At 63.1% G+C, this 27000-nt stretch carries 24 protein-coding genes and 2 pseudogenes; 8 read left to right on the top strand and 18 right to left on the bottom strand.

Annotated elements, in window-relative coordinates; translation table 11 throughout:
• Positions 1-5: 5 nt before the first annotated feature.
• Genes astB through NKF27_RS03085 form a run of 5 tightly spaced genes read right to left on the bottom strand, consistent with a single transcriptional unit; the run spans position 6 to position 6202 of the window.
• Complete coding sequence (astB, locus tag NKF27_RS03105; RefSeq protein ID WP_222515818.1) at positions 6-1361, bottom strand: N-succinylarginine dihydrolase; 1356 nt, start codon at positions 1359-1361, stop codon at positions 6-8.
• Positions 1362-1366: 5 nt separating this feature from the next.
• The gene (gene astD, locus NKF27_RS03100) at positions 1367-2836 is read right to left on the bottom strand and encodes a succinylglutamate-semialdehyde dehydrogenase (protein WP_222515662.1); all 1470 of its coding nucleotides are present in this window, start codon (positions 2834-2836) and stop codon (positions 1367-1369) included.
• Positions 2836-3879, bottom strand: coding sequence for an arginine N-succinyltransferase (gene astA, locus NKF27_RS03095; protein WP_045990904.1), 1044 nt, complete (start codon positions 3877-3879; stop codon positions 2836-2838). Before astA ends, astD begins: the two co-directional genes overlap by 1 nt.
• Positions 3879-4949, bottom strand: a complete 1071-nt coding sequence (locus NKF27_RS03090) for an arginine N-succinyltransferase (protein WP_108131271.1) — start codon at positions 4947-4949, stop codon at positions 3879-3881. The genes astA and NKF27_RS03090 overlap by 1 nt, the downstream gene beginning before the upstream one ends.
• 38 nt (positions 4950-4987) lie before the next feature.
• Positions 4988-6202, bottom strand: coding sequence for an aspartate aminotransferase family protein (locus NKF27_RS03085; RefSeq protein WP_108448006.1), 1215 nt, complete (start codon positions 6200-6202; stop codon positions 4988-4990).
• Positions 6203-6468: 266 nt separating this feature from the next.
• Between NKF27_RS03085 and NKF27_RS03080 the strand changes: the two genes are divergently transcribed.
• Entirely contained in the window at positions 6469-7170 is a 702-nt protein-coding gene (locus NKF27_RS03080) for a class I SAM-dependent methyltransferase (RefSeq protein ID WP_253555304.1), read from the top strand.
• A gap of 91 nt (positions 7171-7261) precedes the next feature.
• Here NKF27_RS03080 and NKF27_RS03075 read toward each other — a convergent pair whose 3' ends face one another.
• From NKF27_RS03075 to fabV, 6 genes are all read right to left on the bottom strand, one after another.
• The gene (locus tag NKF27_RS03075) at positions 7262-7615 is read right to left on the bottom strand and encodes an isochorismatase family protein (protein WP_367399249.1); all 354 of its coding nucleotides are present in this window, start codon (positions 7613-7615) and stop codon (positions 7262-7264) included.
• Positions 7616-7987: 372 nt separating this feature from the next.
• On the bottom strand, positions 7988-8212 hold the full coding sequence (locus NKF27_RS03070) for a hypothetical protein (RefSeq protein ID WP_124802861.1): 225 nt from the start codon (positions 8210-8212) through the stop codon (positions 7988-7990).
• A gap of 722 nt (positions 8213-8934) precedes the next feature.
• Positions 8935-9156: a hypothetical protein gene (locus tag NKF27_RS03065; RefSeq protein WP_045990898.1), complete on the bottom strand. Its 222-nt coding sequence runs from the start codon at positions 9154-9156 to the stop codon at positions 8935-8937.
• A gap of 442 nt (positions 9157-9598) precedes the next feature.
• Positions 9599-10111, bottom strand: coding sequence for a DUF417 family protein (locus NKF27_RS03060; RefSeq protein WP_108448003.1), 513 nt, complete (start codon positions 10109-10111; stop codon positions 9599-9601).
• 756 nt (positions 10112-10867) lie between these two features.
• A complete protein-coding gene (locus NKF27_RS03055) occupies positions 10868-11845 on the bottom strand; it encodes a GlxA family transcriptional regulator (protein ID WP_253555302.1) in 978 nt (325 codons plus the stop codon).
• 184 nt (positions 11846-12029) lie between these two features.
• The gene (fabV, locus tag NKF27_RS03050; RefSeq protein ID WP_045990896.1) at positions 12030-13226 is read right to left on the bottom strand and encodes an enoyl-ACP reductase FabV; all 1197 of its coding nucleotides are present in this window, start codon (positions 13224-13226) and stop codon (positions 12030-12032) included.
• Between the two features lie 256 nt (positions 13227-13482).
• On the opposite strand from fabV, the gene NKF27_RS03045 reads away from it, so the two are divergent.
• On the top strand, positions 13483-13872 hold the full coding sequence (locus tag NKF27_RS03045; protein ID WP_108131267.1) for a hypothetical protein: 390 nt from the start codon (positions 13483-13485) through the stop codon (positions 13870-13872).
• Between the two features lie 12 nt (positions 13873-13884).
• Here NKF27_RS03045 and NKF27_RS03040 read toward each other — a convergent pair whose 3' ends face one another.
• Positions 13885-14370 carry a glutathione peroxidase gene (locus NKF27_RS03040; protein ID WP_045990894.1) on the bottom strand — a complete coding sequence of 162 codons (486 nt, stop codon included), beginning with the start codon at positions 14368-14370 and terminating at the stop codon, positions 13885-13887.
• A gap of 84 nt (positions 14371-14454) precedes the next feature.
• Positions 14455-15006, bottom strand: coding sequence for an NUDIX hydrolase (locus tag NKF27_RS03035; RefSeq protein ID WP_253555301.1), 552 nt, complete (start codon positions 15004-15006; stop codon positions 14455-14457).
• 171 nt (positions 15007-15177) lie between these two features.
• Here NKF27_RS03035 and NKF27_RS03030 point away from each other — a divergent pair, with 171 nt between their 5' ends.
• Positions 15178-16824, top strand: a complete 1647-nt coding sequence (locus NKF27_RS03030) for an acyl-CoA dehydrogenase family protein (RefSeq protein WP_253555300.1) — start codon at positions 15178-15180, stop codon at positions 16822-16824.
• A 52-nt stretch (positions 16825-16876) separates the two neighbouring features.
• On the opposite strand, the gene NKF27_RS03025 is transcribed toward NKF27_RS03030, so the two are convergent.
• Positions 16877-17485 (bottom strand): LysE family translocator, encoded by a 609-nt coding sequence (locus NKF27_RS03025; protein ID WP_253555299.1) that lies wholly within the window; start codon positions 17483-17485, stop codon positions 16877-16879.
• 248 nt (positions 17486-17733) lie between these two features.
• Here NKF27_RS03025 and NKF27_RS03020 point away from each other — a divergent pair, with 248 nt between their 5' ends.
• Positions 17734-18456 carry a response regulator transcription factor gene (locus tag NKF27_RS03020; protein ID WP_108131263.1) on the top strand — a complete coding sequence of 241 codons (723 nt, stop codon included), beginning with the start codon at positions 17734-17736 and terminating at the stop codon, positions 18454-18456.
• A gap of 30 nt (positions 18457-18486) precedes the next feature.
• On the opposite strand, the gene NKF27_RS03015 is transcribed toward NKF27_RS03020, so the two are convergent.
• Positions 18487-18831, bottom strand: a complete 345-nt coding sequence (locus tag NKF27_RS03015) for a hypothetical protein (RefSeq protein ID WP_253555298.1) — start codon at positions 18829-18831, stop codon at positions 18487-18489.
• A gap of 150 nt (positions 18832-18981) precedes the next feature.
• A complete protein-coding gene (locus NKF27_RS03010) occupies positions 18982-19386 on the bottom strand; it encodes a GreA/GreB family elongation factor (RefSeq protein ID WP_045992777.1) in 405 nt (134 codons plus the stop codon).
• A gap of 366 nt (positions 19387-19752) precedes the next feature.
• Here NKF27_RS03010 and NKF27_RS03005 point away from each other — a divergent pair, with 366 nt between their 5' ends.
• Positions 19753-20358 (top strand): exopolysaccharide biosynthesis protein, encoded by a 606-nt coding sequence (locus NKF27_RS03005; RefSeq protein WP_108448535.1) that lies wholly within the window; start codon positions 19753-19755, stop codon positions 20356-20358.
• 293 nt (positions 20359-20651) lie between these two features.
• Here NKF27_RS03005 and NKF27_RS03000 read toward each other — a convergent pair whose 3' ends face one another.
• Entirely contained in the window at positions 20652-22355 is a 1704-nt protein-coding gene (locus NKF27_RS03000) for a dihydroxyacetone kinase family protein (protein ID WP_253555297.1), read from the bottom strand.
• Between the two features lie 368 nt (positions 22356-22723).
• Here NKF27_RS03000 and NKF27_RS02995 point away from each other — a divergent pair, with 368 nt between their 5' ends.
• A complete protein-coding gene (locus NKF27_RS02995; protein WP_253555296.1) occupies positions 22724-23329 on the top strand; it encodes a hypothetical protein in 606 nt (201 codons plus the stop codon).
• Between the two features lie 82 nt (positions 23330-23411).
• On the opposite strand, the gene NKF27_RS02990 is transcribed toward NKF27_RS02995, so the two are convergent.
• Positions 23412-25073, bottom strand: a complete 1662-nt coding sequence (locus NKF27_RS02990; RefSeq protein ID WP_253555295.1) for an amidohydrolase — start codon at positions 25071-25073, stop codon at positions 23412-23414.
• 380 nt (positions 25074-25453) lie between these two features.
• On the opposite strand from NKF27_RS02990, the pseudogene NKF27_RS02985 reads away from it, so the two are divergent.
• Positions 25454-26629 (top strand): annotated as a pseudogene (locus NKF27_RS02985) (IS3 family transposase).
• Between the two features lie 30 nt (positions 26630-26659).
• Positions 26660-26956: pseudogene (locus NKF27_RS02980) on the top strand (IS3 family transposase); the annotation flags it as partial.
• Positions 26957-27000: the final 44 nt, after the last annotated feature.

Raw genomic sequence — 27000 nt, 5'->3', positions numbered from 1 at the left:
GCGGCTCAGTTGCCAGCTCCCTGGAAGGGGTACACAGGGCCCAGCGCGAGGAGGGACGTCAGCTCGTCCAGCGCCGCCAATGTCTCCTCGGCGAGCCTGGGATCGGCCAGGTCTTCCGGTGCCAGTCGCTCGCGATAGTGACGCTCGACCCAGGCGACCAGGTCGGCGTAGAGAGCGTCGTCGAGCAGCACCCGGCCGGACAGCGCCTCGCGCTCGGCCTGGCTCAGCACCACCCTGAGCCTCAGGCAGGCCGGACCACCGCCGTTGCGCATGCTCTGCTTGACGTCCTTGACCACCACCTCGCCGATCGGGTTGTTGCCGGCCAGCAGATGATCCTGGATGCACCGCCACACCGCCTCACGCTCCTGACACTCCCCCGGCACCACCAGGGTCATGCTGCCGTCGTCATTGGACAGAAGCTGGGAGTTGAACAGGTAGGAGGCCACCGCGTCCTCGAGGCTGACCGCCTCAAGCGGCACCCGCACCGGAATCAGCGGCGTCGACATCTTCTCGCGCAGCGCATCGAGGGTGGCCTCTTCGTCACGGAAGGCCAGCTCGTGGTAGAGCAGCACCGGGCCATTGCCCACGGCGATGACGTCGTTGTGGAAGACCCCTGCGTCGATGGCATCCGGGTGCTGCTGGGCGTAGACCACTTGATGCTCAGCGAGCCCATGCTGGCGGGCGATGGCCTGGCTGGCCTCCAGGGTCTGGCGCGCCGGAAAGCGACGCGGCTCGACGCCGTCACCACCGAAGGCCTGACGCCCGTAGACGAACAGGTGCACCCCCGGCTCGCCGTGCTCGCCGCACAGCCGGGTGTGGTTGGCCGCGCCTTCATCGGAGAACGCCGGCGTCGCCGGCAGCACCGGGTGATGGGCGAAGTGGGCGGGATCGGCGAAGATCGCCGCCAGCACCCGACCGGTGGTCTCCGGCTCCAGAAAGCGGTGGAAGCTCGACTGCAGGTTGGCCGGGGTGAAGTGCACTCGACCGTCAGCGGCATCCAGGCTCGGCGTCACGGTGCCGGCGTTGGCCGTCCACATGCTGGAAGCGGAGCACACCGCGCGCAGCAGTTGCGGCGCCTGGCTGGCGGCCTGGGCCAGCACCTGACCGTTGTCGCCGGCAAAGCCCAGCGAGCGCAGCGCCCCCAGGTCAGGGCGCTGCTGCGGCGGCAGCACGCCCTGCACGTAGCCCGCGTCCTTCAGCGCCTTCATCTTGGCCAGGCCCTGCAGCGCCGCCTCGCGGGGGTTGGACACCAGGCCACCGTGGGACATCGACGCCACGTTGCCGTGGGCCAGCCCCGAGTAGTTGTGGGTCGGCCCCACCAGGCCGTCGAAGTTGACCTCGACCACGTCCCGCTGGCTCATATCGCTCACAGGCTCACCCCCGGCGGCAGCTTTTCGGGCAGGTTGAGGGCTTCGCTCTCGACGGAGGCGACCGGGTAGGCGCAGTAGTCGGCAGCATAATACGCACTGGGGCGATGGTTGCCGCTGTCGCCGACGCCGCCGAAGGGCGCGTCGCCGGAGGCGCCGGTGGTCTGGCGGTTCCAGTTGACGATACCGGCGCGGATGCGCAGCAGGAAGTCGTCCCAATCGGCCCGCTCCCCACCGATCAGCCCGGCGGACAGGCCATAGCGGGTGTCATTGGCGAGTGCGATGGCGTCGTCCCAGCTCTGGTAGCGGTAGACCTTGAGCAGCGGCCCGAAGTGTTCCTCGTCCGGCACCTCGACCCCGGTCACGTCGACGAGTCCCGGTGTCAGCAGGCTGGTGCCCGGCTCGACCTGGCGCATGCGCGACAGCACCTTGCCACCGCGAGCCTCCAGGTCTGCCTGAGCGGCGAGCAGCCCCTCGGCCGCCTCGACGCTGACCAGACCACCGTAGAACGGCGCCTCCTCGGCAAAGGGCTCGGCCACGCGCAGGCGCTCGATGGCACCGCTCAGGGCGTCGATCAGGCGATCACCGGCCTCGCCCTCTGGCACGATCAGGCGGCGGGCGCAGGTGCAACGCTGGCCCCCGGACAGAAAGGCCGACTGCAGGATGGTCAGCACCGCGGCGTCCTCGTCCGGCACGTCCTTGACCACCAGCGGGTTGTTGCCGCCGAGCTCAAGCGCCAGCACCTTGCCCATCTGGCCGGCGAACTGCTTGTGCAGAAGGCCACCGACCTTGGCGCTGCCGGTGAACAGGAGGCCATCGATACCGGCATCGGCGGACAGCGCCTGGCCGACCTGTGCCGCGCCCTGGACCAGGTTGATGACGCCCGCCGGCAAGCCGGCCTCGAGCCAGCACTGCAGGGTCAGATCGGCGGTCAGCGGGGTCTGCTCGCTGGGCTTGAACACCACGGTATTGCCGGCCAGCAGCGCCGGCACGATATGCCCGTTGGGCAGATGGCCGGGGAAGTTGTAGGGGCCGAATACCGCCATCACGCCATGGGGGCGATGGCGCAGTACCGCTCGGGCGTCACCCAGGTCACGCTCGCGCTCGCCGGTGCGTTCCTCGCGGGCACGGATGGACAGCGCCACCTTGCCGATCATGGCGCCGACCTCGGTGCGTGCTTCCCACAGCGGCTTGCCGGTCTCGTGGGCGATGCTCGCCGCCAGGTCCTCGCGGTGGCTCTCGAGCACGCCACGGAAGCGCTCGACCAGGGCTTCACGCTGCTCAAGCGAGGTCAATGCCCAGTCGGGAAAAGCCTTGCGTGCGCTGGCAACGGCCTGGGCGACCTGCTCGTCGCTGGCGGCCTTGCCCTGCCACAGCTCGGCGCCGGTGATCGGGTCGAGCTTGGTGAAGGCCTCGGCGTCGCCGGACATCCACTGTCCATCGATAAGCAATTGTTGTGTGGGTTGCATCACGCCTCCTCGTCGGAATTCAGCACGCGCAGGGTGTCGCCGGAGGCGACCTCCAGCCTGCGCGCCTCGTTGTCATTGAGCACCAGCACGCCGTCGGCGTCGGGACCGCGCCCGACCCAGGCGGCACGGAAGTCGGCCATGCGGGTGGTCGCCGCCAGCCACTGGGGCCGCTCGGCGCTGTCGGCGTTGGGGTCGACCTCGACACGCACGTGTCGCGACAAGCGCACGCCCTTGACGTCGTCGATGTAGGCCTCGACCGTGGGGCCGCCGTCGAAGATGTCGATATAGCCTTCCCAGCGCAGCCCCTGCTTCTTGAGCATGGCCAGGGCCGGGCGGGTGTGCTCGTGGACCTGACCGATGCAGGCACGCGCCTGCTCCGAGAGAAACGGCGTATAGATCGGGAACTTGGGCATCAGCTCGCCGATAAAGCTCTTCTGGCCAAGGCCGGTCAGCCGATCCGCCTCGTTGAAGTCCATGGGGAAGAAGTTGGCCCCCAGGCAGTCCCAGAAGGCGCTGCGTCCGTTCTCGTCGAAGCGTCCGCGCATCTCGGCCAGCACCTTCTCGGGAAAACGATCGCGAAACTCGGCCATGAACAGCCAACGCATCATCGACAACAGCGCGCCGTTGCGCTGATGGCGGCGATCGGCACCCCGGAACTCCGGGCGCAGGAACAGCGAGGCGACCTCGGCGTCGCCGGTGTGATCCGAGCTCAGAAACAGCGTATCGACAGTGCGATGCAGGTCGAGCTGCTTGGACGAGTGCGCCAGGGTGCCCACGCGGTAGTGATAGAACGGCACTTCACGCCCGACCTGCCCTTCGATGGCGCAGCAGCCGGCCAGATGCCCGCTCTCCTCGTCCTCCAGCACGAAGAAGTAGAGACGCTGGTCCACCGGGGTCTGCTCGTTGAACGCGCTCGTGGCGGAGGCGATCTTGTCCGCCAGAAACTCGCGGTTATCGGGAAGGGAGGTGAAGCCGACGCCGGTCTCCCGGGCCAGCGCCTGGAGTTCGTCCAGGTCCCCTTCCATGATCGGTCGCATGCGCATTACAGCTCTCCCTCGTCGTAGCCCGGGTCGAGCCCGTCATCGCTCAGCCCCAGCGGCGCCGCCAGCACCGCACGTCCTTCTTCCACGCCCAGCAGTTCGGCGTGGGCCGGCGACAGCATCAGCTGACCGGTGGGCGACAGCGCGTAGCGCGCCACCGTGCAGCAGAAGCCATCCAGGCGCTGGTTGGCGACCATCGCAGGCTCGGCGTCGGGTAGAGCGTGCTCGGGGCGGATGCGTACCGGGTGCCAGGCGGCGCGACGGAAGGACTCGAGGCGCATGCGGTCACCCTTGATCACCGGGCCTGCGTCGAACAGGTCGACGTGGCGCGAGCGCAGGAAGCCCTCGGCCAGCATCTCCTCCAGCGCCGCCTCGTGGGCCGGGTGCTCGCGCCCGATGGCCGCGCGCGCCTTGGGCGTCAGCAGCGCCAGGTACAGCGGGAACTGCGGCATCACCTCGGCGATGAAGCTCTTCGAGCGCACGCCTGCGATGTAGTTGATCTCGTGGTAATCGCGCACGAAGAAGTGGCGACCGACACTGTTCCAGAACGGCGACTCGCCGTCGTCGTCCAGATACCCCGGGAAGGCCATCGCCAGCACCTCGGCGAAGCGCTCGGGGTACTGGGCGATGAACATCAGCCGGGCGCGGCGCAGCAGGCTCTCGGCGCTGGTGCCCTTGTACCGCGGATCCAGCGACAGCGCGCACAGCAGGCTGGCGTCCGAGACCTCATGGGACAGCGCCAGGGTCGGCACCTCACGGCGAACATTGAGCTGCTGCGAGGCGTGGATCAGGGTTTCCTGGCGATAGGTGTAATACGCCTCGTTGGCCCCGGCCAGGGCGCGAATGGTCGCCGTACCGACCACCTCACCCCGCTCGCGATCCTCGAGCACGAAGGTGTAGTGCTCGTCGCCGGGCACCTCGGCCTCACTGGCAAACGCCCGCTGGGAGCGCGCGATGCGTTCTTCCAGGCGATCACGGTGGGCCGGCAGGTTGGTCAAACGTGGCTGGGCGGAACCCGCCAGGCGCTCCAGCGCCGGCAGGTCACCTAGCCGCACAGGGCGAACGGCCAGCATCGGATGCCCTCCCGTCGGCTCATGTTGATCGGCACCTTTCACGACGCGCTGACCATCCGTGCGATGGCGCGTTCGAGACGCTCGAGTCCCTCGACGATGTCGGCCTCGGGAATCACCAGCGACGGCGCCATGCGCAGCACGTTGGGGCCGGCGATCAGCGCCATCAGACCTTCCTCGATGGCCAGCGGCAGAATGTCCTTGGCGCGACCTTCATACTCGGGGGCCATCTCGGCACCGATCAGCAGTCCCATGCCACGAATTTCCTTGAACACGCCGTGCTTGCGGTTGATCGCTTCCAGGTGCTCGCGGAACAGGTCGTGACGCTTGGCGACGCCACCGAGCACTTCCGGCGTGTCGATATGACGAATCGCCGCCAATGCCACCGCCGAGGCCAGGGCGTTGCCGCCGTAGGTAGAGCCGTGGGTGCCCAGCACCAGCACCGGGGCGACGCGATCGGTGGTCAACATGGCGCCCACCGGGAAACCACCGCCCAGGCTCTTGGCGCTGGTCAGGATGTCCGGGGTGATGCCGTAGTCCATGTAGGCGTACAGCGAGCCGGAGCGGCCCACGCCGGTCTGCACCTCGTCGAACACCAGCAGGGCGTCGTGCTCGTCGCACAGGTCACGCAGGCCCTGGAGGAACTCGGGCGTGGCCGGCACGATGCCGCCCTCGCCCTGCATCGGCTCGACCATGATGGCGCAGGTGTCGTCGCCGACCAGTTCGCGCACGCTGTCCAGATTGTTGAACTCGGCGTGGAGCACGCCTCCGGGCACCGGCCCGAAGCCCTGGGAGTACTTGGGCTGGCCACCCACGCTGACGGTGAACAGGGTGCGACCATGGAAGGACTGACGGAAGGAAATGATCTTGTCCTTGTGGGCCCCGTGCTTGTCATGGGCCCAGCGACGCGCCAGCTTCAGCGCGGCCTCATTGGCCTCGCCACCGGAAGAGCACAGATAGACCTTGTCGGCGAAGGTGCGCTCGGTCAGCTCCCGGGCCAGCTCCAGTGCCGGCTCGTTGGTGTAGACGTTGGACAGGTGCCACAGCTTGTCGGCCTGGGCCTTGAGGGCCTCGACCAGCACCGGATGGCAGTGACCCAGCGAGTTCACCGCGATGCCGCCGGCGAAGTCGATGTACTCGCGGCCTTCCTGATCCCACAGACGGCTGCCTTCGCCGCGCACCGGGATGACCTTCTGAGGAGCGTAGTTGGGCACCATGTACTGGTCGAAGTCGGCACGGCTCGGGGTATGGCTCATCGGGGATCTCCGCTGTGGTTGGCGTTGCCCGTCGTCGGACGGGAGCGCGCAGCTTGCGCGCTACTGCAAAGCATGAAATGGATCGATGCTTCGAGTATAGGGACGCCCTCGCTCCACGGCTTTCAGCAATGGGACCCGCTTTTTCACAAAGCTCTGTCCTTGCGCCCTGCCCTTGCACCATCGTCATGACGCCTACCCAGGCTTCGTCTAGGCTGAAGACTCCCGCAGGACCTGACCCGATCACTACCACCTCCAGGGGCTCCGCCATGCTCAACACCACCGTCTGGAACCGCTGGCGCTATTCGCTTTATGCCCCCGTCTACGACACGGTGGCCCAGCGCACCTTTGCCAGGGCGCGGCGGCGCGCCCTGAATCAGGTGTGCTGGCAGTCGGGGATGAAGGTACTGCTGGTGGGGGCCGGCACCGGCCTCGACCTGCCGTGGCTACCGCGAGACCTGGAGATCCACGCCAGCGACCTGTGCCCGGCGATGGTCAAGCGCCTCAAGGATCGCGCCTGCCGGCTCGGCATCGACGTCGAGGCCAGAACCATGGACGCCGAGCGGCTGGACTACGCCGACAACAGCTTCGATGTGGTGGTCATGCACCTGATCCTGGCGGTGATGCCGGATCCGGCAAAGGGGCTCGCCGAGGCCCATCGCGTCCTCAAAGGCGACGGCCAGCTATGCGTGATGGACAAGTTCCAGAGCGATGAGCGGCCCTCGGGACTGGCGCGCAGGGGACTCAATCTGCTGACATCCGCCATCGCCACCGATATCACTCGCCAGGCCCGGCCATTGCTGGACCAGGCAGGCTTCGTCATCGAACAGGACACTCCGGTGATGATGGGCTCATTGTTTCGTGCGTTGATCGCCGCCAAGGCCGACCACGCCGAGCCTCGACCAGCGAAACCGCGACCAGCCGAATCTCGACCAGCCGAACCTGGGCCTACTGAACATCAGTCCGGCTGAGCCTGCGTCCACTGGCGATGCTGGCGGCGCCACCGGGCAGGCGTGTCGGCTTCAAAGCGCTTCCACAGCCGGCGCAGCTGACGTTCGTCGCTCACCCCCACCCGCTCGGCGATGTCTCGCGGATGTCGCTGGCGCTGAAGGTTCGCGCTCCCCGCTGCATGGCAAAGGTCAGGGTCGCTTCGCTGACGAAGTCCACGGCGTATCCCAGATCGGAGGCCACCCTGGTGGTGGTCTCGCAGCACTGCTCGGTGCGAATACCGCTGATCCATAGCCGAGACACCCCTCGACCGCGTAGCCAGCGGTCCAGCCCTGTATCGGTGAAGGCGTTGTGGGCGGTCTTGTAAAAGGTCACATCAGCGGGGTCTTCGAAGCCCTCCATGGCTCGGGTCAACCCATTGCCGGGATCAAAATGCTCATTTACACCCCGTAAACTGCGCTTTCTCACCGATTTTTGCCTTGTCTAACCTTCGCTCGTCGACTTTTCGGACAGCGCCTAGTGCCCCGCAGCAGCGATGTGCAGTACAGGGCCGGCCCTGAAGGGGGCAGATTCGGACATGACGTGACTGTCGAGGGTTCTGTCCATCGGCATCAGCATAGAAATCGGCTGCCCTGCCCTGACCTGACCTGACCTTCCTTCCATCAATAGACGAGCGCTGGTTACCAGCAGACCGCAGCAGCGTAGCCACGGTTGAGCATGTCATGAACGCAGGAGCATTCGAACGCAGCATCCTTCAAGCGCTAAAAAGGCCCACCTGAGTGAGCCTTTCACGTAGCGGTCGCGAAACGCGACAACACTGCGGCCGTCTTTGCTGACGACTTACATATTCGCTTCCTGGAACGCCGCGATGGTCTCGCGCAGCAGTTCCTTCAGCTCTGCAACCTCCTGCTCCAGGGCTGCAATCTTGGCCTGGCGCTCTGCGCTTTCGGCATTCTCCTGGATCCGCTGCATGTTTTTCTGCAAGGTATCGGAATCCATGGCGAAGGCTGAGCCGACGGCCATCATCGAGACCAGCGCTGCAGTTGCCAACATCTTGGTTTTCATGTCTCTCTCCTCGTTTTCGTCGAACATCCTTCGACCACTTGTCCTGACCGCCGCCCCTGGATGGCGCTGCCGGGTGGTGGCAGGAAGCGGTAATCAACCAACGTTAGTGAAAGCCAAGGTGCGTCACGGCCACCGACAGGTAGGCGCTTCGACGACCACTCCCGAGCTCTTCCGCCGGACATCCAATGTCACGCTTCAATCGCTCTGCAAGACCGCGTCCCTGCGGCCAGTGAGCCAATCCTTCGACTCAAGTCCTTGAGGCGCTCGGTCCATGAACGTCCACCTGTCGGCGAACAGGTATCGATATCCGTTCGAAAAACACTGTTCACAAATCGACAAGATCAATCTAAAGGGCACCATTTCAGCACGCAACCGACGCTTGCTCTGCATGACCAGACTTGCACAGTCCGAACATTGGTTTGACCACTAGCGCTTTTGGCTGGCGGCATCTATCCAGCGGAAACCGCCAGCGTATTGATGCCCAACGTCTTGTCACAACCAACCCAAAGAGCGCTTCAAACCCGCAAGGCAAGACGGCGTCCCTGCCGCTGTAGATAAGGGAGTCATCAAGATGAGCACACCTTTTCTATCACCTTGCCGACGTTTCCCTTCACGCTTGCATGTCCTTTTGGCTAGTTCATGCGCTGCCAGGGTGATCCTCTCGAGTTGCAGAGCGAGCGCCCTTTACGTCAGCGTTCCAGCGTGTCTTTCTCCAGCTTGTGTTACTGGGACTCTTCCAGGCTCTCTACGGTCATCTGCAGCAGGTCCTTGAGCTCAGCCACTTCCTGCTCCAGGGCCTCGACCTTCTGCTCTTCAGACGCTTCGGTGCTGCGCTCTTCGATTTCCTGCATGCGCTTTTGCAGGGTGTCGGAGTCCATGGCATAGACACTGCCAGCGGCAAACATGGAGGCCATCACTGCGGCAAAGATCATTTTGGTTTTCATGTCACTCTCCTTGGAGTCGTCGATAGTATTTCGACGTTGAATCGTTCTGATATTTTGTGCGTTATCGAGCATCCCTTGGGATCATCTTCCTGGACGCGCCGACACTCTGCCCTCTACTTCTATCTTCGGTCTAACCACTTTCCGTCTTTCCGACTCTCGTCGTAACGTTTTGTTACCCGGCAACATCAAATCTAATCGGCATCCCTCATATTGGCAATTGCAAATATGTCCATCTAATCATTCAGGCACAATATTCGTTTAAGCTGCTGATTTAATTCACCCAAACTTCTTGATTAGAAAGGTGCGCCGACACGGACTCTTGCGCCCACACACCTTGGTAGCCATGTCCTCCACCAGCGCCCCTTCACAAAGGGACCAGGCGCGGAGCGGGCTTTCCAGTCCGGGAGAGCCACATTCCCGAGACCGAAAAGCCCTCTCATTTCTATGCAGCATCAGCAACCAGAGCGTCGTCCTTGGCATGCTGTGCACTGCGCTCTGCACTCACTGCCTGCCAGGCTGAGCCGGTGATCACCAGTGAAGCGCCGAGCAGTACCAGATCCTTGGCCAGGAAGCCTCCGAACAGGGACGGGAATGCCAGGGTGTCACCGGACAGGCTGCTGACGTGCAGCACACCCGGCGTGGTCAACAAGAAGCTGGTCGTTGTCAGAAAGATCACGCTTGCCAAGGCACCACCCACCAGGCCGGCTTTTTTCGAGATGGGATAGGCGGCTACCAGCAGGCCGACGATAATCTCGGCGGTTCCGATCGCGGCCGATACCTGATTGACACTGGCGACATCATAGAGCCAGGCCATCAGTGGCGAACTGGCCACAATGCCTTGGATCGCTGCAGCTTCATCGGGGTGATACTTGAAGAAGCCGATCCAGAAAAGAATGGCGACGACGCCGTACAGGGCCACATAGAAACCCAGTCGAGAAATGGTGGTGTGGTTCATGTCTAACTCTCCGTCTTCACTTTTTTAGTTTGCGTGGATGGCATCCTGACGCCTCCACTTTTCTGCTACCGTTTCATTCACGCTTCGTTCGAATATGCACAGAATTCCGACCTCAATAGCGGCAGGCTTCCGAGCAACTCGTCTGTTGTTCATGGTGGTTGGTAGGTGTTACCCGCGACTTTCTTACACGCCTTCTTCATTTTTTTCTTCCCGGGCCGCTATCGACACGCCCATCGACATTCCTGGGACGAAAGCAGAGCCATTTGCTTGGCCGTTGCCTGACCTCGGCCAGTGGACAAGCCGTAACGGCTCCAGGAGTTACGGTATCTATGTAGCATTTATTGGAGATTCCTTACGTGCCAATGCTGTGCCGGTCTATGCACTCGGCGACGCAAAAGACGGAAATACGCCAATTGTTATCGGGTAGGCACATCGGGCAGTGCACGGTAGAGATAGCAAGAGGCGAAACGATAGGACGACGCAAGCCAGGGAGAAAGGAGCGAGAGAGGAGCGAGTGCAGAAGGGACGAGTGCAGACGAGGCGAGTGGAGCGCGTGCAGACGGGACGAGTACAGACGGGGCTAGAAATGCGGGAGTGAGCAGGGGCTAAGCGAGAGGTGCCGGAGCGAGAAGTTGAAACGCGACGGAGGGGAAAAGCACGATGAAGACAGCAGCTGTTACCCTCAGGAACAGACCATTCCGACAAGCGTCGCTCATCAAGGCCTGAAGACATACCGGGTACAGAAAGCCTCGAGCGTCAGCCCAGTCGCTCTTCTCTCGGGGTCATGCCGAAGTGGTTGCGGTAGGCCGTGGAAAAGTGGGCCGCGGAAGAAAACCCCGTCTGCAGGGCGATCTCGCCTGCGGGCTGGTCGGTATCGCGCAACATTCTGCGGGCCTTCTGCAGGCGCAGGTCCAGATAGTAGCGGCTCGGCACCGACTTCAGGTACTTCTTGAACAGCCGCTCCAGCTGACGGCGAGAGATCCCCAGATGCTCGGCAAGCTCATGGGTAGACAGCGGTTCCTCGATGTTGGCTTCCATCAGCTGGACCGCCTCGACCAGGCTATCTGGTGCATGGGCCAGTCGTGAACGCAGGGGGATCTGCTGGGGCTCGTCCCCCATGCGGATTCGCTCCATCACGAAGTACTCGGAGATACGGGTGGCAAGGCCTGGGCCGTGGTGGCTTTCCACCAGGGTGATCATCATGTCCATGGCGGCGGTACCACCGCCGCAGGTGATCCGATCACGGTCGATCTCGAACAGCTGCTGTGACAGGCGCACCCTGGGATGGGCCGCGGCAAAGGCTTCGAATCGCTGCCAGGGTAGCGTGGCCTGGTAGCCATCCAGCAGGCCCAGCCGGGCCAGGGCTTCGGTCCCGCCGCCGATACCGCCGAGTACCACCCCGGACGCCGCCAGCCGTCTGAGCCAGGCGGCCAGGTCATCGGGTATGCCTCCTGGCAGCTTGGCCGGACCACACACCAGCACCATGTCGGGTTGCGACTCCACCTCTCCCAGGGCAGCGCGTGGCAACACCGTCTGCTGGGAGGCGCTGGTGACCGCATCGCCGCCACTGGCGTAGCTGGTCAATCGATACAGGGTTCGCCCGTGCAGCAAGTTGGCCACGTGCAGTGGTTCGGTGGCACAGGCGTGCGCCAGCAGCGAAAACCCCGGCATGACCACGACCCCGACTTGTCGAAGCAAATCCGGCGAACGTGTTGTGCTGACGGTGTGCGGCATGGGGTGTCTCTAGGAGTGTGCGCGAGGCATATATTACGTCACTGATTGGCGAGATTCAGCGTCCATGTCCGTTGCGCATGGGCTACACCAGGTCGACACTGACGAAAAGCGGACGTCACCCTCGCAAAGAGGCCGCGACCTCTCGGTCGCGGCCTCCTTCATCGCCGAACGGCAGTCCTCTGGTTTACAGCTGCACCACGTCGAACTCGGCGACAGGATCGACGTCGGCGTCGTAGTCGACGTCATCACGCTCAAAGCCAAACAGCTTCAGGAATTCGTGCTTGTAGCCGGCGTAGTCGGTGATGTCGAACAGGTTGTCGCTGGTCACCTGGGGCCACAGGTCCTTGCAGGCCTGCTGGACATCGTCACGCAACTCCCAGTCGTCCAGGCGCAGGCGCCCGACGTCATCGGTGGTCGCCTCGCCACCGTAGAGGCGCTCGCCGAACAGACGATTGAGCTGATCGATGGTGCCTTCGTGCAGACCCTGCTCCTTCATCACGCGGTACACCATGGCGATGTACAGCGGCATGACCGGAATCGCCGCACTGGCCTGGGTCACCACGGACTTCAGCACCGCCACGTTGGCGCCGCCACCGCTCTGCTTGAGCGAGTCATCGATGGCCGAAGCTGCCCGGTCCAGGTCTTCCTTGGCCTTGCCAAGGGCGCCGTGCCAGTAGATCGGCCAGGTGATCTCGGTACCGATGTAGCTGAACGCCACACTGCGAGCGCCGGGTGCCAGCACGCCGGCCTCGGACAGCGCCTCCATCCACAGTTCCCAATCCTGGCCACCCATGACGTCGATGGTGTCGGCGATCTCCTGCTCGGTCGCCGGCTCCACCTGGGCTTCGATGATGGTGTCCTTGTTGGTATCGATGGCGGTAGCGCGATAGGTCTCGCCGATGGGCTTCAGGCAAGAGCGCTTGAGCTCGCCGGAATCGGGCAGCTTGCGCACCGGGGAAGCCAGCGAGTAGACCACCAGATCGATCTGGCCCATGTCGGCCTTGATCAGCTCGATCGCCTTGTCACGCGCCTCGTGGGAGAAGGCATCGCCATTGATGGACTTGCTGTAGAGCCCTTCTTGCTTGGCGAACTTGTCGAAGGCGGCAGAGTTGTACCAGCCCGCCGTGCCCGGCTTCTTCTCGCTGCCCGGCTTCTCGAAGAACACCCCCAGGGTATCGGCGCCGTAGCCGAAGGCCGCGGTGACGCGCGCGGCCAGACCGTAGCCACTGGAGGCGCCGATGACCAGCACCTTCTTGGGCCCTTTGGATGCATCGAGGCCGCGCGCACGGGTCGCCTCGATCTGCTCGAGGACGTTCTTCTCGCAACCGACGGGATGGGTGGTGGTGCAGATGAATCCGCGTACCTTGGGCTTGATGATCACGACAGACCTCTTCGTTACTCGCGGCTCCCGAGGGAGAGCCATCCAATGTGTAGAGCGTGGTCGCGATATTCTAGCGGCACAGCGCCGCCCTGTCCGCCTTTGTGCACATGCCCCTGACTTCCCGCGCTTTTCCTTGCCGCGCATTGCGCCTGAACACACCAGGGCCCTGTCCGGCTCTGCTGGCGATCGCGTCGCTCTCTTGCCCACCGGCACGGGGTCGGGCAGGATGCTGCCCACCGCTTGAGGAGACCGCCCGATGGATGCACAGACCCTGGTCGATGAACGCGGCGAGCTGTGGCTTGCCCTGGCGCCCATGTGGCTCGAACGCGAGCCCAGAGAGTCCGACTATGCGCGGATGGTCGAGGTGATCGAGCGCGACGGCATCGCCCTCAAGGACCTGGAATGGGTCTTTCGGATCGAGCTGGCGCCGGTATTGTCGCGTCAGCAGATGTCGGTCGCCGGTGAGTGGCGCAAGTTCGATGACCACCAATTGATGCGCCGTCTGGTCGCCCACAACCTTCGCCTCAAGGGCTGGCGACGCAAGTTCTGGGCGCTGTTCTCGGGCCTGACCACCATGATGGTGCGCCATCGCTACAACGAACTGGTGGAACGGCTGGTGGTGGCGCGCGGAGGAGACATACGCTGAGCGGGAGAGAGGTCAGGATTCGTCCAGTGCCCGCTCGAGGTCCAGCATCATGGCGTCGCCCCCATCGCGAGGCCCATAGCGCTTGAGCACACGGCCGTCTCGGGCGACCAGAAACTTGGTGAAGTTCCACTTGATGGCGCGTGTTCCCATCCATCCTGGGGCTTCGGCCTTCAGGCGTTTGAACAGCGGATGGGCCTTGGCGCCATTGACCTCGACCTTTTCCATCAAGGGAAAGGTGACACCGAACTCACGCTCACCGAAAGCGCAGAACTGCTCGGCGGACTCCGGCGACTGCCGTGCGAACTGATTGCAGGGGAACCCGAGCACGGTGAAGCCGCGCTCGCGGTGTTCACGATAGAGCGCCTCCAGCTCCGCCAGCTGAGGGGTGAAGCCGCACTTGCTCGCCACGTTCACCACGAGCAGCACCTGGCCACGCAGGGCGCGGAGGTTGAAGGGCTCGCCGCTATGGGTGCGGCACTCGACATCATGCAGGGTCATGGGATGAACTCGCGCTTACTGTCTTCACGATGACATGCCAGACGTCATTGCGCCAGTCGCAACGCCCTGGCGGCAAAGCGGCATTCAGTTGTCCCCCTCGCGCTCGAGCAGCAACTCGAGGGCCAGCCGCGTATCCGGCGTCACGCCGGCGAGCTCGAGGGCTCGACGCGGTGACATCCAGGCCACGCTGACGACCTCCTCGGCCTGCAGCGACAAGGGGCCGTCCCACTCTACGCAGTAGACGCTGCCGAAGATGCGATACCCGTCCTCATCGTAGCGAAACTCCAGGCAATGGCGCAGCGCTACTGCGCGGATACCGAGCTCCTCGGCCAGCTCACGACGTGCCGAGACGTGGACCGCCTCCCCGGCGCCGACCACGCCTCCCGCCGCCAGATCCAGTCCACCGGGAAAGGCTTCCTTGGTCAGCGTTCGATGCTGCACACATAGTTCACCACGGCGATTGCGTACCACGATGTAGGTGGCGCGGTGCCAGAACCGATAGCGGCGCATTTCTGCGCGCCAGGCGCTGCCACAGGGACGATTGCGGGCATCCACCACCTGCACACGCTCCCGGGCGATCACCGCTGCGGGCGCCTCACGCTGGTTGTCAGGGGACGCCTCGCCAGCATTCGTCACGCCAGAGGCCGTGGGAGCCGAGTCGAAAGAGGAAACAGGGCACATCGAAGGGCTCCACCGAGAAAGCCCCAAGACTACCCATCCCGTCCCGTTGCGTCATCCCTCTCGTTTGACCCGAGGGGCACAGCACACCATGCTGAATATCAGGTCTTTCGTCATCAGGACAGGGCCATGCATGACCAAGCTCCGCGAGAGTGCCTGGCGAGCCACCGGGTCGACAATCAGCCGTACTCTCTTCCCTTCGACGCCTTCGCCGACGACGCCGTGCTTCAGTTCTGGCTGGCCCATCTGGCGCCGGCCTGGGTGAGTTGCCGACTGTCCCTGCTGGGACAGGATGTCGGTCGTGCGGAGACCCAGCGACTGGGTGACGAGGCCAACCGCCACCCACCCTCATTGCGACTTTTCGATCGTCACGGTCGCCGGCTCGACGCCGTCGATTACCACCCGGCCTACCACGCCCTGATGCGCCTGGCTACCACCCGTGGCGTCCATACCATGGCCTGGACGGAGGAGGGGCGCGGCGGTCATCAGGCGCACGTGGCGGGACTCTATCTGCTGACCCAGGCCGAAACTGGCATCTGCTGCCCGGTGACCATGACCCATGCCGCCTACCCGGTGCTGCGTCGAGAACGCTCGCTGCCGGATTGGTGGGCCTCTGGGCTGCTCGTCGAGGACTACGATTCCAGGGCCCTATCGGCGAGCGACAAGCACGCCCTGACTTTCGGCATGGCGATGACCGAGAAGCAGGGTGGCAGCGATGTGCGCACCAACACCACCCGAGCCGAACATGGCGAGGACGGCTGGCGCCTGTACGGACACAAGTGGTTCATGAGCGCCCCCATGTCCGACGCCTTCCTGACCCTGGCTCAGCGAGACGAAGGCCTCAGCTGCTTCCTGGTGCCTCGCTTCGCCCCTGATGGCGAGCGCAACGCCATCGAGATTCAGCGACTGAAGGACAAGTGCGGCAATCGCGCCAATGGCTCCGCCGAGATCGAATATCGGGGAGCCTGGGCCCACCCGCTCGGCGACCCTGGGCGCGGCATCGCCACCATCCTGGAAATGGTTCAGCAGACCCGTCTCGACGCCGCCAGCGCCCCGGTGGGCATGATGCGCCAGGCCTGGCGCGAGGCCTGGCAGCATACCTGTCAGCGTCATGCCTTCGGGGCGCCCTTGGCCGAGCAGCCGGTGATGCGGGCGGTACTGGCGGATCTGGCGCTGGAGGTGGAGGCCGGCGTAGCGCTGATGCTGCGCACCGCTCAGGCCTTCGACGGCGCCAGCCGCGGGGAGGAGCAGGAGCGCGCCCTGGCCCGACTGCTGCCGAGCCTGGCCAAGTACTGGCACAACAAGCGCGCCCCCGGCTTCATAGCCGAGGCCATGGAGTGCCTCGGAGGCATCGGCTACGTCGAGGAAGCACCGCTGGCGCGGCTCTACCGCGAAGCGCCGGTCAATTCCATCTGGGAAGGGTCCGGCAACGTGATCTGCCTCGACGTGCTGCGGGTCATGGCGCGACACCCCGAGGCCATGGCGGCCCTGTATCAGCTGTTCGAGCATGCCCGAGGTGGACATCCGGATCTGGATCGCGCCTTGGCCCTGCTGCCTCAGCCACAGACCAGCGAAGACCTGGTGCCCAGGGCCCGCTGGCTGACCCAGTGGCTGGCCCAGTGCACCCAGGCAGCGCTGCTGGTCCAGCACGCGCCCCACGAGGTGGCGGATACCTTCTGCCGTACCCGCCTGGGCCAGCACCCGAGCCCGGCCTATGGCGTGTTGCCGACGGCAAGTCCGCTGGACGCCATCCTCCATCGCTCGGCGCCAGCATGAACCGACATCGCCAGCAGCCTCGGCCACGACATGCTCGCAGCCGGCGGCGGCCTTATCCCGCCAGCACCCTCAGCGCCAGCCCCAGCAGCAGCACCCCGCTGATGCGATTGATCCAGTGGGCGCGAGCCTGGAGCCAGGGCAACACGCGGGAGTGCGACAGCCCCAACGCCACGATGACGTACCAGCCACCGTCGATCAGCATCGCCGTCAGCACAATGATGGCACGCTCGATCGAGGACATTTCGGGGCTGACAAACTGACTGAGCAGCGCGACGAAGAACAGGATCAGCTTGGGATTACCCAAGGCAACCAACAGCCCTTCTCTCGCAGCGACGCGGTGACTGGCGGCGGTGGGTCGGGCGCCCAGCGCTCCGCCACGCCCGGCCCTCAGCGCCTTTATGCCAAGCCAGGCCAGATACAGTGCCCCACCGATCGTAATCACGCGAAAGGCGGCGGGGTGGCGTTCGATCACCTCCCCCAGCCCCCAGACGGTCAGCAAGGCGTAGAGGCCGACGCCCAGCGCATGGGCGATCGCCGCCACCACCCCGGAGCTGCGCCCCCCTCCCAGGGTATGACGAAGCACCAGGGCCAGACTTGGACCAGGAGACATGGCCCCCATGGCACAGATGGCGGCCAGAGACATCCACAATGACAGCGGCATCACACTCCCTCGTGAGAATTCCGATGGACTAGACGACGAATGGCGCATAGTTCAGCGTGCTGACACCTACAACCCACGGCACTCAGCGGCCATCCTTTGCGACCTGCATCAAAAAAACCATTCTTTGGAAATGACAAAGTTCACGCCCAATGGTCATTTACAAGCATATTAGTATCGATAACGATACTAAATCGGCATCACCAAAAAACGATAACGATCAATCATCGCATGGGAACAGGGAGGGGACGATGTCTGCCCTTCAGGAAGGTCCGATCGTCCGGCTGATCACGCACCCCAACGTGCAGTCGCAGTTGTTCACCCATCACCTGAGCCAGGTACTCGACTGCCAGGTCAGTCCTCTTGCCCCGGAGGCGGTATCCGGCCTGGAAGCGGAACTGTCGAACTCACCTCCTGGTGTGCAACTGTGGCTACTGGACGCCGATCAGCTGTCACACAGCGACATGCATCGCTGCCACGAGCTCAAGGCACAGTTTCCCGACATTCTGCTGGCGGCGTTCAACCTGGCCAACCAGGAACAAGCCGCTGAATTGCTGGCGTCATTGCACCTTCAGGGCATCTTCTATCGCCGCGACGAACTGGACAATATCTGCAAAGGGATCATCCAACTCCTCGATGGCGCCCTGTGGATGTCGCGTCCGCTGCTTCAGCAGATGTTCGAATATTTCCGACGACAGCAGTTCAACACCTACCGTCCCGTCGCCGGCCTGACCCAGCGGGAGCTGGAAATTCTCGGCTTCATCGGCAACGGCGCCTCCAACCAGGATATCGCCACCCAACTGTTCCTGAGTGAGCATACGGTCAAGTCTCACCTGTACAACATCTTCAAGAAGATCAAGGTGCATCACCGCGCCGAGGCCGCACACTGGGCGCGCAAGCACCTGGGCATCCCGCCCCCAATGACCAAGAATTCACATCGCAGTCGTCTGCCCCGGGAGCTCGAGCCTCGCTGAACCGATCACGACATGGCCTTGCGGCCAGGCTCACTGCAACGAGAACAACATCGTCGCCCCGGCACCACTGCTGGACGAGGAAGAACGATTGCCGCGCCCGGTGACCAGCACCTCCAGCCGGCCCCCGGACGCCTGCTGGATGACGGTCATGCTGAACCGTCCGTCAGGCAGGCGCTCTACCCGAGGCGCCCGTCCCGCCCAGGTCCCGCTCCTGTGCTCCTGCCCTTGGCCCGTCCACTCCCACTGAGCGGTGAAGGGAATGCCCTGGGTCCCGGAGAACCGCACGACAATATCGGCCACGGCAATGCCTGTGGCCGCGAGGAAAAGCCCCAGCCCGAGGACACACCCTGCGAACAGGTGAGTGAATCGGCCCATCTCCCTCCTCCTTTGCTCATCCAGGCGATGCCAAAGGCTGCGGCTGCGCTGCTCGCTGGACCTTGAGCGAGAAGTCGATGAGCGAAAAGTCGACGAACGACGGTGCTTTTTAAACAAGCCCATTAGACAAGCCCAGCGATTAAGACAACCCTAGCGATGAAACTGCCGCTCTCGCTCCGGCTGCCACAGTATCTCTTCCACCCGCCAGCGCCCTGGCTTGCCCAATGCCACCTGGGTCGTCCACTCTTCTCCGACCCGACGGGTCAACAGCTCGGCACCCAGCGGTGCCATTACCGATAGACCATCTTCGGTCGTCGCCAGCGCATGAGGATAGACCAGCGTGCGCGTCAGAAGTCGGTCCGTGTCGACGTCCCTGAGCACAACCTTGCTGTTCATGCTGACCACGTCATCGGGCATCTCGTCCGGGTCGCGAATCTCGGCACGCTCCAGTCGCTCTTCCAGCAGGTCGGCGGCAGCCCGTTCGGTTCCGCAGGCTTCATCGATCAGGCGCTGTAAACGCTCCGCATCAAGACGGTTGGCAAGTCTCAACGACATCCTTGGCACCTCACTGCTAAACGTCGGCCTGCATCGAAGACAGGGATCGAGAATCAGGCCTGGCAACAAAAAAAGCCCTCCCCGATATAGGGAAGGACTCGTATCAGTTTCAGCATACGACAACTTCTAAAAATAAGAAACTACTTATATTAAACTCGCACCCGCCTCGCCCCTTGCCTGGACACCGTTCTGTCGCCGTCGCATCGACAAGCGCGGACGCAGTTGACGACCGATGTGACAGGCCTGGCAAGTCTGCCTCTACACCGCCGCCTGCCTCCGGAGTCGACGAGCGCGCTGGGTTCACGGCATGGACAGGCGGCTTTTCCAGACCCCATACTACGTCGCTTTACCCACGCCCGAGGCCCCATGCCGACGAGTTCCACCGCTTCAGAGTCCTCTCCAGAATCCTTGACCGAACTGCTCGACCAACTACAGGCCGCCAGCCAGGACAAGCGCTGCCTGAGTCTGGCTGAGGTCATCAACGCCGTCGGCAGGCGCAGCTTTGCCCCCATCCTGCTGGTCGCAGGCCTGGTCACGCTCACTCCGCTGATCGGTGATATCCCCGGTGTGCCCACCATGATGGCGCTGCTAGTCGTGCTTGCTGCAGCACAATTGCTGGCCGGAAAAAAGAGTGTCTGGCTGCCGGCCTGGCTGGCGCGGCGTGAAGTGGAGACCGACAAGGTCGAGCGAACCATCGGCTGGCTGCGCAAGCCGGCCGCCTGGATCGATCGGTTGTTGAAACCGAGGCTGACTGTATTCACCGGTCAGATCGCCCGTTACCCCATCGGCCTGGCCTGTCTGGCCATTGCGCTCGCCACGCCACCGATGGAGCTGATTCCATTCAGTGCCACGCTCGCCGGCGCGGCTCAGACCATGTTCGGCCTGGCCCTGCTGGCACGAGACGGCCTGATGGCGCTGCTGGGCTACCTCTTCACCCTATCGACCGCCTGGGTGGTGCTGGTGGCGCTCTAGGGCTTGTCTGAAAAGTGCCTGCGCTCGGTAATACGGCGTTAAAAATCGGATCAACATGCTCATTTACACCCCGTAAACTGCGCTTTCTCACCGATTTTTGCCTTGTCTAACCTTCGCTCGTCGACTTTTCGGACAGCGCCTAGCACGAAGCCCCCCCTTCTTTAGAGCAAAGCCGGCGCGGCCCCCTCTCTCTGATCACTGTTCGGCCTGGCCCTGCTGGCGCGAGACGGCCTGATGGCGCTACTGGGCTATCTCTTCACCCTATCCACCGCCTGGGTGGTGCTGGTGGCGCTCTAACGCTGGCCGCTGGACCGGTCGATGGCCTCGAGCCATTTTGCCACCGCCTCGGCGCCACCGTCGGGCACGCCCATCACCCGATCGCCGAGGTAGGCCGCGCGACCAAAGCGTGGATGCATGTGGGCCGAAGCCTCGACGCCGCGCCAGGCCGCCTCGACCGCCCGAGCAAAGGCCTGAGATCCGTCCAGTCCCTCTGCCAGCGCGGCCTCGAAGGCCTGGCTGGCCGGCATCAGAGCATCCAGCATGGTGCGATCCCCAGGAGCAGCACCTCCGATCTCGGCGATAGCGTCGCCGGCGGCCTTGAGCGCTCTTGCCCAATCCTGCGCTGCGACCTCCCCTTCGCTCGGCAATGCCTGCGACGCACGCAGCAGGGCAAAGGCGTAGAAGGGACCTGAGCTTCCTCCAATCGCTCGCCTCAGGGCCTCCCCGGCTCTGGCCAGGCAGTCGGCAGGCGAACCAAAAGCGCTGTCCGGCAGCTTACGCAGCGCCTGGGCCGCGCGCACCATGCTGGCCCCCAGGTCGCCGTCGCCGGCGGCACTGTCGAGCTCGGTCAAGCGTTCCTCGCTGGCCACCATGGCGCTTGCCACCGCCGCCACCGCTCGCTGAAGTCGCTCGCAGGGTGGTCCAGCCTCGTCGGCGCCGGGCAGCGGCTCATCAAGCACGCTGGCAGTCACACTCTTCACCTCTGCTGCCACTTCGGCACTGCCTGGCCAGATGCGTACCTCGGTCGGCGACGTGAGCAAGTCCTCGCGGGCTTCGTCGAGCACCATCAACGACAGCGAGCACCCCGGCATTTCCAACGCCGTCATGAAGTTGCCACACCATCCCAGCACCGGCTCGGCCCCCAGCTCACGCAGCCTGGTCAAGGCCCGTCGCGCCACGATGGCAAGCTCCATCGGCGGTGTGCCGCCGAGGCCATTGACCAGCACACCCAGGCGACGCCCCTTCACCGACAGCGCCTGGCTCAGAGATTCCAGCATGCTATCGACGATGGTATCCGCCGGCAGCATGGCCGACTTGCGAACCCCTTTCTCGCCATGGATGCCCAAGCCGAATTCGATCTCGTCATCACCGAGTTCGAACCCCGGCCGGCCGACCGCCGGCACCGTGCAGGCACCCAAGGAAATGCCCATGGTCGCCACCGATTCGGCCGCTCCCCGAGCCAGCGCGGCGACCTCCTCGAGGGGGAGACCACGGGCCACAGCTGCACCGGCGATCTTGTGCACCAGTACCGTACCGGCCACACCACGACTCTGCTCCCGGGGTAATGAATCGCGCAGCGCCACGTCATCGGCGACCATCACCACCTCTACTGGAATCCCCCGAACCCTTGCCAGTTCAGCGGCAAGGCGGAAGTTGAGACGATCCCCGGTATAGTTCTTTACCACCAGCAGGGCCCCACGTGGGCCGGCGCAGGCAAGGATCGCCGCCAGCACGGCATCGACGCTCGGTGAGGTAAAAACGTCACCCGCCACGGCGGCCGTCAACATGCCGCGCCCGACGTAGCCAGCGTGGGCCGGCTCGTGTCCGCTGCCGCCGCCTGATATCACCGCCACCGGCCGACGCTCAGGGTCTTCAGGCAAGCCAGCGTCGATGACCACGTTTTCTTCATCCATCAGCGCAAGCCCAGGATGAAGGGCCACCATGCCTTCCAGCATCTCGCGAACGCTGCCTCTGGGATCGTTGATCAGCTTCTTCATGATGAGCCTCCTGCCCGACGGTGGATTCAGAATGGCAACATGGATGAGCCTCGAACCCTTGTAAAGCCGGCGCACGAGCCTCGCCCGCGCTTCACGCACGGTCACGGTGCGCTGAAGCGAAGAGCTGGCCACAGTTTTTTCCGCCACTCTGGACCAGTTGTGCCCAAAAAACAGCAAAGTAGCGCTATCGCACAACCATGCTCATGGCCACCTGATCCTGGTCAAAGGCACAGCCGTCTAAGGGGACTATTCTGATCCTGCCGACCACGGATTGGTCGAGCGACAAGTCAGCGACGGCATGGACGCCGTCGCATCGCTTTTCGGGGGCAAGAGGTGGCATTCTGCCCCTCTTCCCAGCAGGGACCGATATGAAAACCTCTCGCCATGACCTGAAACTGTCCGACCCGCTTCACGACTACCTTCAGTATCCTTCCACACGACACGCCGTGGACGCCCTGCTCGCCCATGAACTGGAGCACCTGGCGGTCGGTATGCAGTGGGACGAACTCATCAACCACTGCAATACGCTGATTCTGGCGCATCAGATCCGCAACGATTATCTGGAAGTCCTGCTGAAGGCGTCGAAACGCATCTGGAAGCCATTGATAAAGGGCACCATCTGGCGCGAACTCACCATCGGCGAACTCACTCCGGAACAGCAACCTAGCCCCCAGAACGTCTGGACCCAAGGGTTGTTTCGGTGCTTCATCAATCGCGACAACGGTCAGCCACTGACCACCTTGCTGAGCCTGCATCAGGGTGAAGGGCTGGTGGCGTCATTCAGCGTCGCGCCGAGGGATGTTCAGGACATTCCGCCGGGCTGGGAGATCGATGGACAGGACTCCCGCTACTGGCGGACCCAGCCCGGCCTCGCCGAGTATCATCACTCTTCACTGTTGGATATTTCATCGCTGGTGGGCCTGGCCGAGACCGCCACTATCGCGCTGAGCCAGGCTGAACTCGAGCCATCGTGACCAAGTAAAAAGGCGTCTCCCCCCCTTCACCGCAACCTCAGCATCTCGGCCTTGCTCCATGCCTTGTGGGGTGCCATTCGGCCTATTGGTCCCGCACAAATACTCGCTCTCCGGCAATCCAGGTTTCACTCACCTGGGTTTGCCAGAGCTCCGCCGGATCGGCACGCAGGATATCGGTATCCACCAGTACGAAATCCGCCCACTGCCCCGGCATCAAGCCACCCAGGCTACCCTCCTGGTGCGCCGCGTAGGCCGCATCGACGGTAAAGCCACGCAGGGCTTCGGCCACGGTGAGCTTCTGCCCGGGCAGCCAGCCTCCTTCGGGCTGGTCGTCGCGGTCTTCCCGAGTCACGGCGGCGTGCAAGCCGTAAAAGGGGTTGGCAGGCTCGACCGGAAAGTCGGAACCCGCGGCGATACGACTACCGCTGTCCATGAAAAAGCGCCAGGCGTAGGCACCGGCAAGACGCTCCTGGCCTAGCCGGTCGCCGGCCATGTTCTTGTCACTGGTCGCATGGGTGGGCTGCATCGAGGGAGTGACGCCAAGTTCCGTAAATCGCGGTATATCATCGACGCTCACGACCTGCGCATGCTCAATGCGATGGCGAAGCTCGCGCCGCTGGGGATCCTGCTCCAGGCTACGCGCATAAACGTCCAGAGCGACACGGTTGGCCCGGTCGCCTATCGCGTGCATATTGGCCTGGAATCCCTGGCTGCTGACCTGATCGACCAGCGCCTGCAGGGCGTCCTGATTCTGGATCATCAGTCCGCTGGAATCGGGTCGATCACTGTAGGGCGCCAGCAGCGCCGCTCCTCTACTGCCGAGGGCGCCATCTGCATAGATCTTGACGCTGCGAATATCCAGCCAGTCTTCGGGGTCGTCGTGGATGCCCCGCGCGAGAATCGCCTCAAGCTCCGGGTCACTCGATGACACCATCGGGTAGATGCGTACCCCCAACTCACCTGCATCGGCCCTGGAGTGGTACATCTCAAGCTCAGCGGCGCTGGCGCCCGCATCGTGCATTCCGGTGATACCAAGCTCCTGCAGATGTGCCACAGCGGTATCGAAGGCCTTGGCCATTTCCTGCGCACTGCGCGGGGGAATCTTGTCGGTGATGAGCAACTCGGCATTGTCGATGAAAACGCCGGTCGGTGTGCCGGCATCATCACGAAGGATCTCGCCCCCTTCCGGTGCCTGGGTCTCGCCATCCACGCCTGCCATTTCCATGGCCTTGCTGTTGACCCAGATCGCATGCCCATCCACTCGACTCAGCACCACGGGGCGATCGGCAATCACTTCATCGAGCACTAGCGCGGTGGGAAATGCCTTGCCGTCCCACAGCACCTGGTTCCATCCCCTGCCGCGTATCCATTCCAGATCGGGATTTGCCGCAGCGAAGTCGGCGACTTCATCAGCGCTCTGCTCGGCCGACGCCAGGCCACGCAACTCGACCTCGAGCAGGCCATAGCCGAGCCCCATCAGATGTCCGTGGGCATCGATCAGGCCAGGCAACAGCGTGCGGCCACCCGCATCGATCGTTGCCTGTGGTTCAGGATACTCCGATAGCAGTTGCTCATCGCCTCGTGCCACCACCTTGCCATCCTCGACGACAAGGGTGGTAAAGCTCACCAGCTGACGATGGACATCGAAACCGTAGCCGTTGGCATCATGAATCACGGTGGTATCGGCACAAACACCAAGACTGGCGCCGGCAACCGACAACGCAAGCAACGTTTTATTGAGCATGGGCCCACCCTTTCATCTTGTTGTCATAAGGCCTGAATCAACTTTCAGCCTAGCCGTATTGTTCGGCGGCACCCTACGAGCATGGGAGATACAAGGAAGGACTATTACTTACAAACACCGAGGAAAAAGGAGGCAAATAGACGAAGAAAAGACCACCAACCTGGCATACAACATCGGCACGCACAGTCACCGCTGTCGACGGAGAGGCGTGCGGTGCATGCCTTCGAATCAGGCTTGAGCGTCCTGAAGGTCCTGAGCGGATAAGGCGCTCGATTTATCGAACCGGCTGACAAACATGGTCAGGCGAGACAAGCGCCAGAATGATCTTACCCAGTAGCGGTGGACACCCCGTTAAGGAACTTCTCTGAACGAGGTGACCCATGCCAAAGCCAGCTGCCCCCATGAAGAAACAGCAACGTGCCCTCTACACCGATGCCTGCCGCGAGGAAGCTCTATTGCTCGCTGAACGGGTAGGTGTCACCACTGCCGCCCGCCACCTAGGCCTCCAGCCTAGTCAGATCTATCAATGGCGCACCAAAACCCAGCAGCGCAAAACGGTGACAGAACGCGAACAGGATCTTGCTGACGAGAATGCCCGTCCAAAGCGCCAAGCGGCTGATATGGCAAAAGATCTGGCCATCGCAAAAAAGGCAGCGGTACGCTCAACTGGTCTTCGCAAAAAGCCTGACGTGAAGTATGCCTTCATCCAGCAACACCACAAGGCCTACCGCATCCGGCGGATGTGCGCGTTTCTCTGCGTCGCCCGCAGTGGCTACTATACTTGGCGAAAACGTGTCGATGAGGCGTCTCCACGGCGACGTCAGCAGGCCGAGACGGACCAGCGTGTGGCAGAGGCTTCCCACCATCGCAAGGGGCGTTCAGGCGCCCCCAGGTTGGTTCTCGACTTGAAGGAGGATGGGGTGTCGATCTGTCGCAACACCGTCGCGGCCAGTCTCCGGTGGCAAGGCCTGCGCGCCAAGGCGGCGCGCAAATTCAAGGCAACCACCCACTCGAAACACTCCTTGCCGGAGGCGCCGAACCTCTTGGATCAGGACTTCGACACCAAAGGGCCGAACCAAAAATGGGTGAGCGACATCACATACCTGGGCACAGACCAAGGCTGGTTATACTTGGCCGTCGTTATCGATTTGTTTTCTCGACGAATTATTGGCTGGGCGACGAGCAGTCGGATGAAAGCAGATCTCGTTTGTTAGGCGTTACAGATGGCGCTCTCATGGCGCGGTTACCCGAAGAAGGTGCCCCCCCATTCAGATCGCGGAAGTCAGTATTATTCGTATAATTATCAAATGCTTATCAAGAAACACAAGCTCCTATGCAGCATGAGCGCCAAGGGAAATTGCTACGACAATGCCTGTGCTGAAAGCTTCTTTCACAGTCTCAAAGTCGAGGCTATCCACGGTGAGCGCTTCGGGAGCAAGGATGCGATACAAAGACAGGTCTTCGAATACAATGAACTGGTCTACAATCGGCAGCGCCGCCAAAGCGCCATTGGGATGATCAGCCCAGCAGCCTTCGAAGCTCGAATAATCGCATAGACCGGTGTTCACTTTTGTTGGGCAAGATCAGTCGTGCATAGTGACCGTGGCAGGCAATATTGTTCGACGTTGTACCAATCGCTGCTGACTCGGCACCATCTCCGAGGCAGTATGAGTGCCTAAGGCAATCGCTACGACAATTCCGATGCCGAGAATTTCTTCCACAGCCTCAAGGTAGAGGAGGTCCGTAGTGAGCGATTCGAGACCCTGGATGCCAGACGGCGGCAAGTATTCGAGTATATCGAGATGGACTACAACCGGCAGCGTCGGCACAGTGCGATTGGGATGACCAGTCCTGAGGCCTTCGAGGCCCGAATGATCGCTTAGATTGGTGTCCACGATTGCTGGGTAAGATCAAGTGGAGGCCGAGA

The organism is Halomonas sp. DN3, from assembly GCF_024137905.1.
Taxonomy (GTDB): Bacteria; Pseudomonadota; Gammaproteobacteria; order Pseudomonadales; family Halomonadaceae; genus Halomonas; species Halomonas litopenaei.
This window is presented reverse-complemented; position numbering and strand designations above follow the sequence as displayed.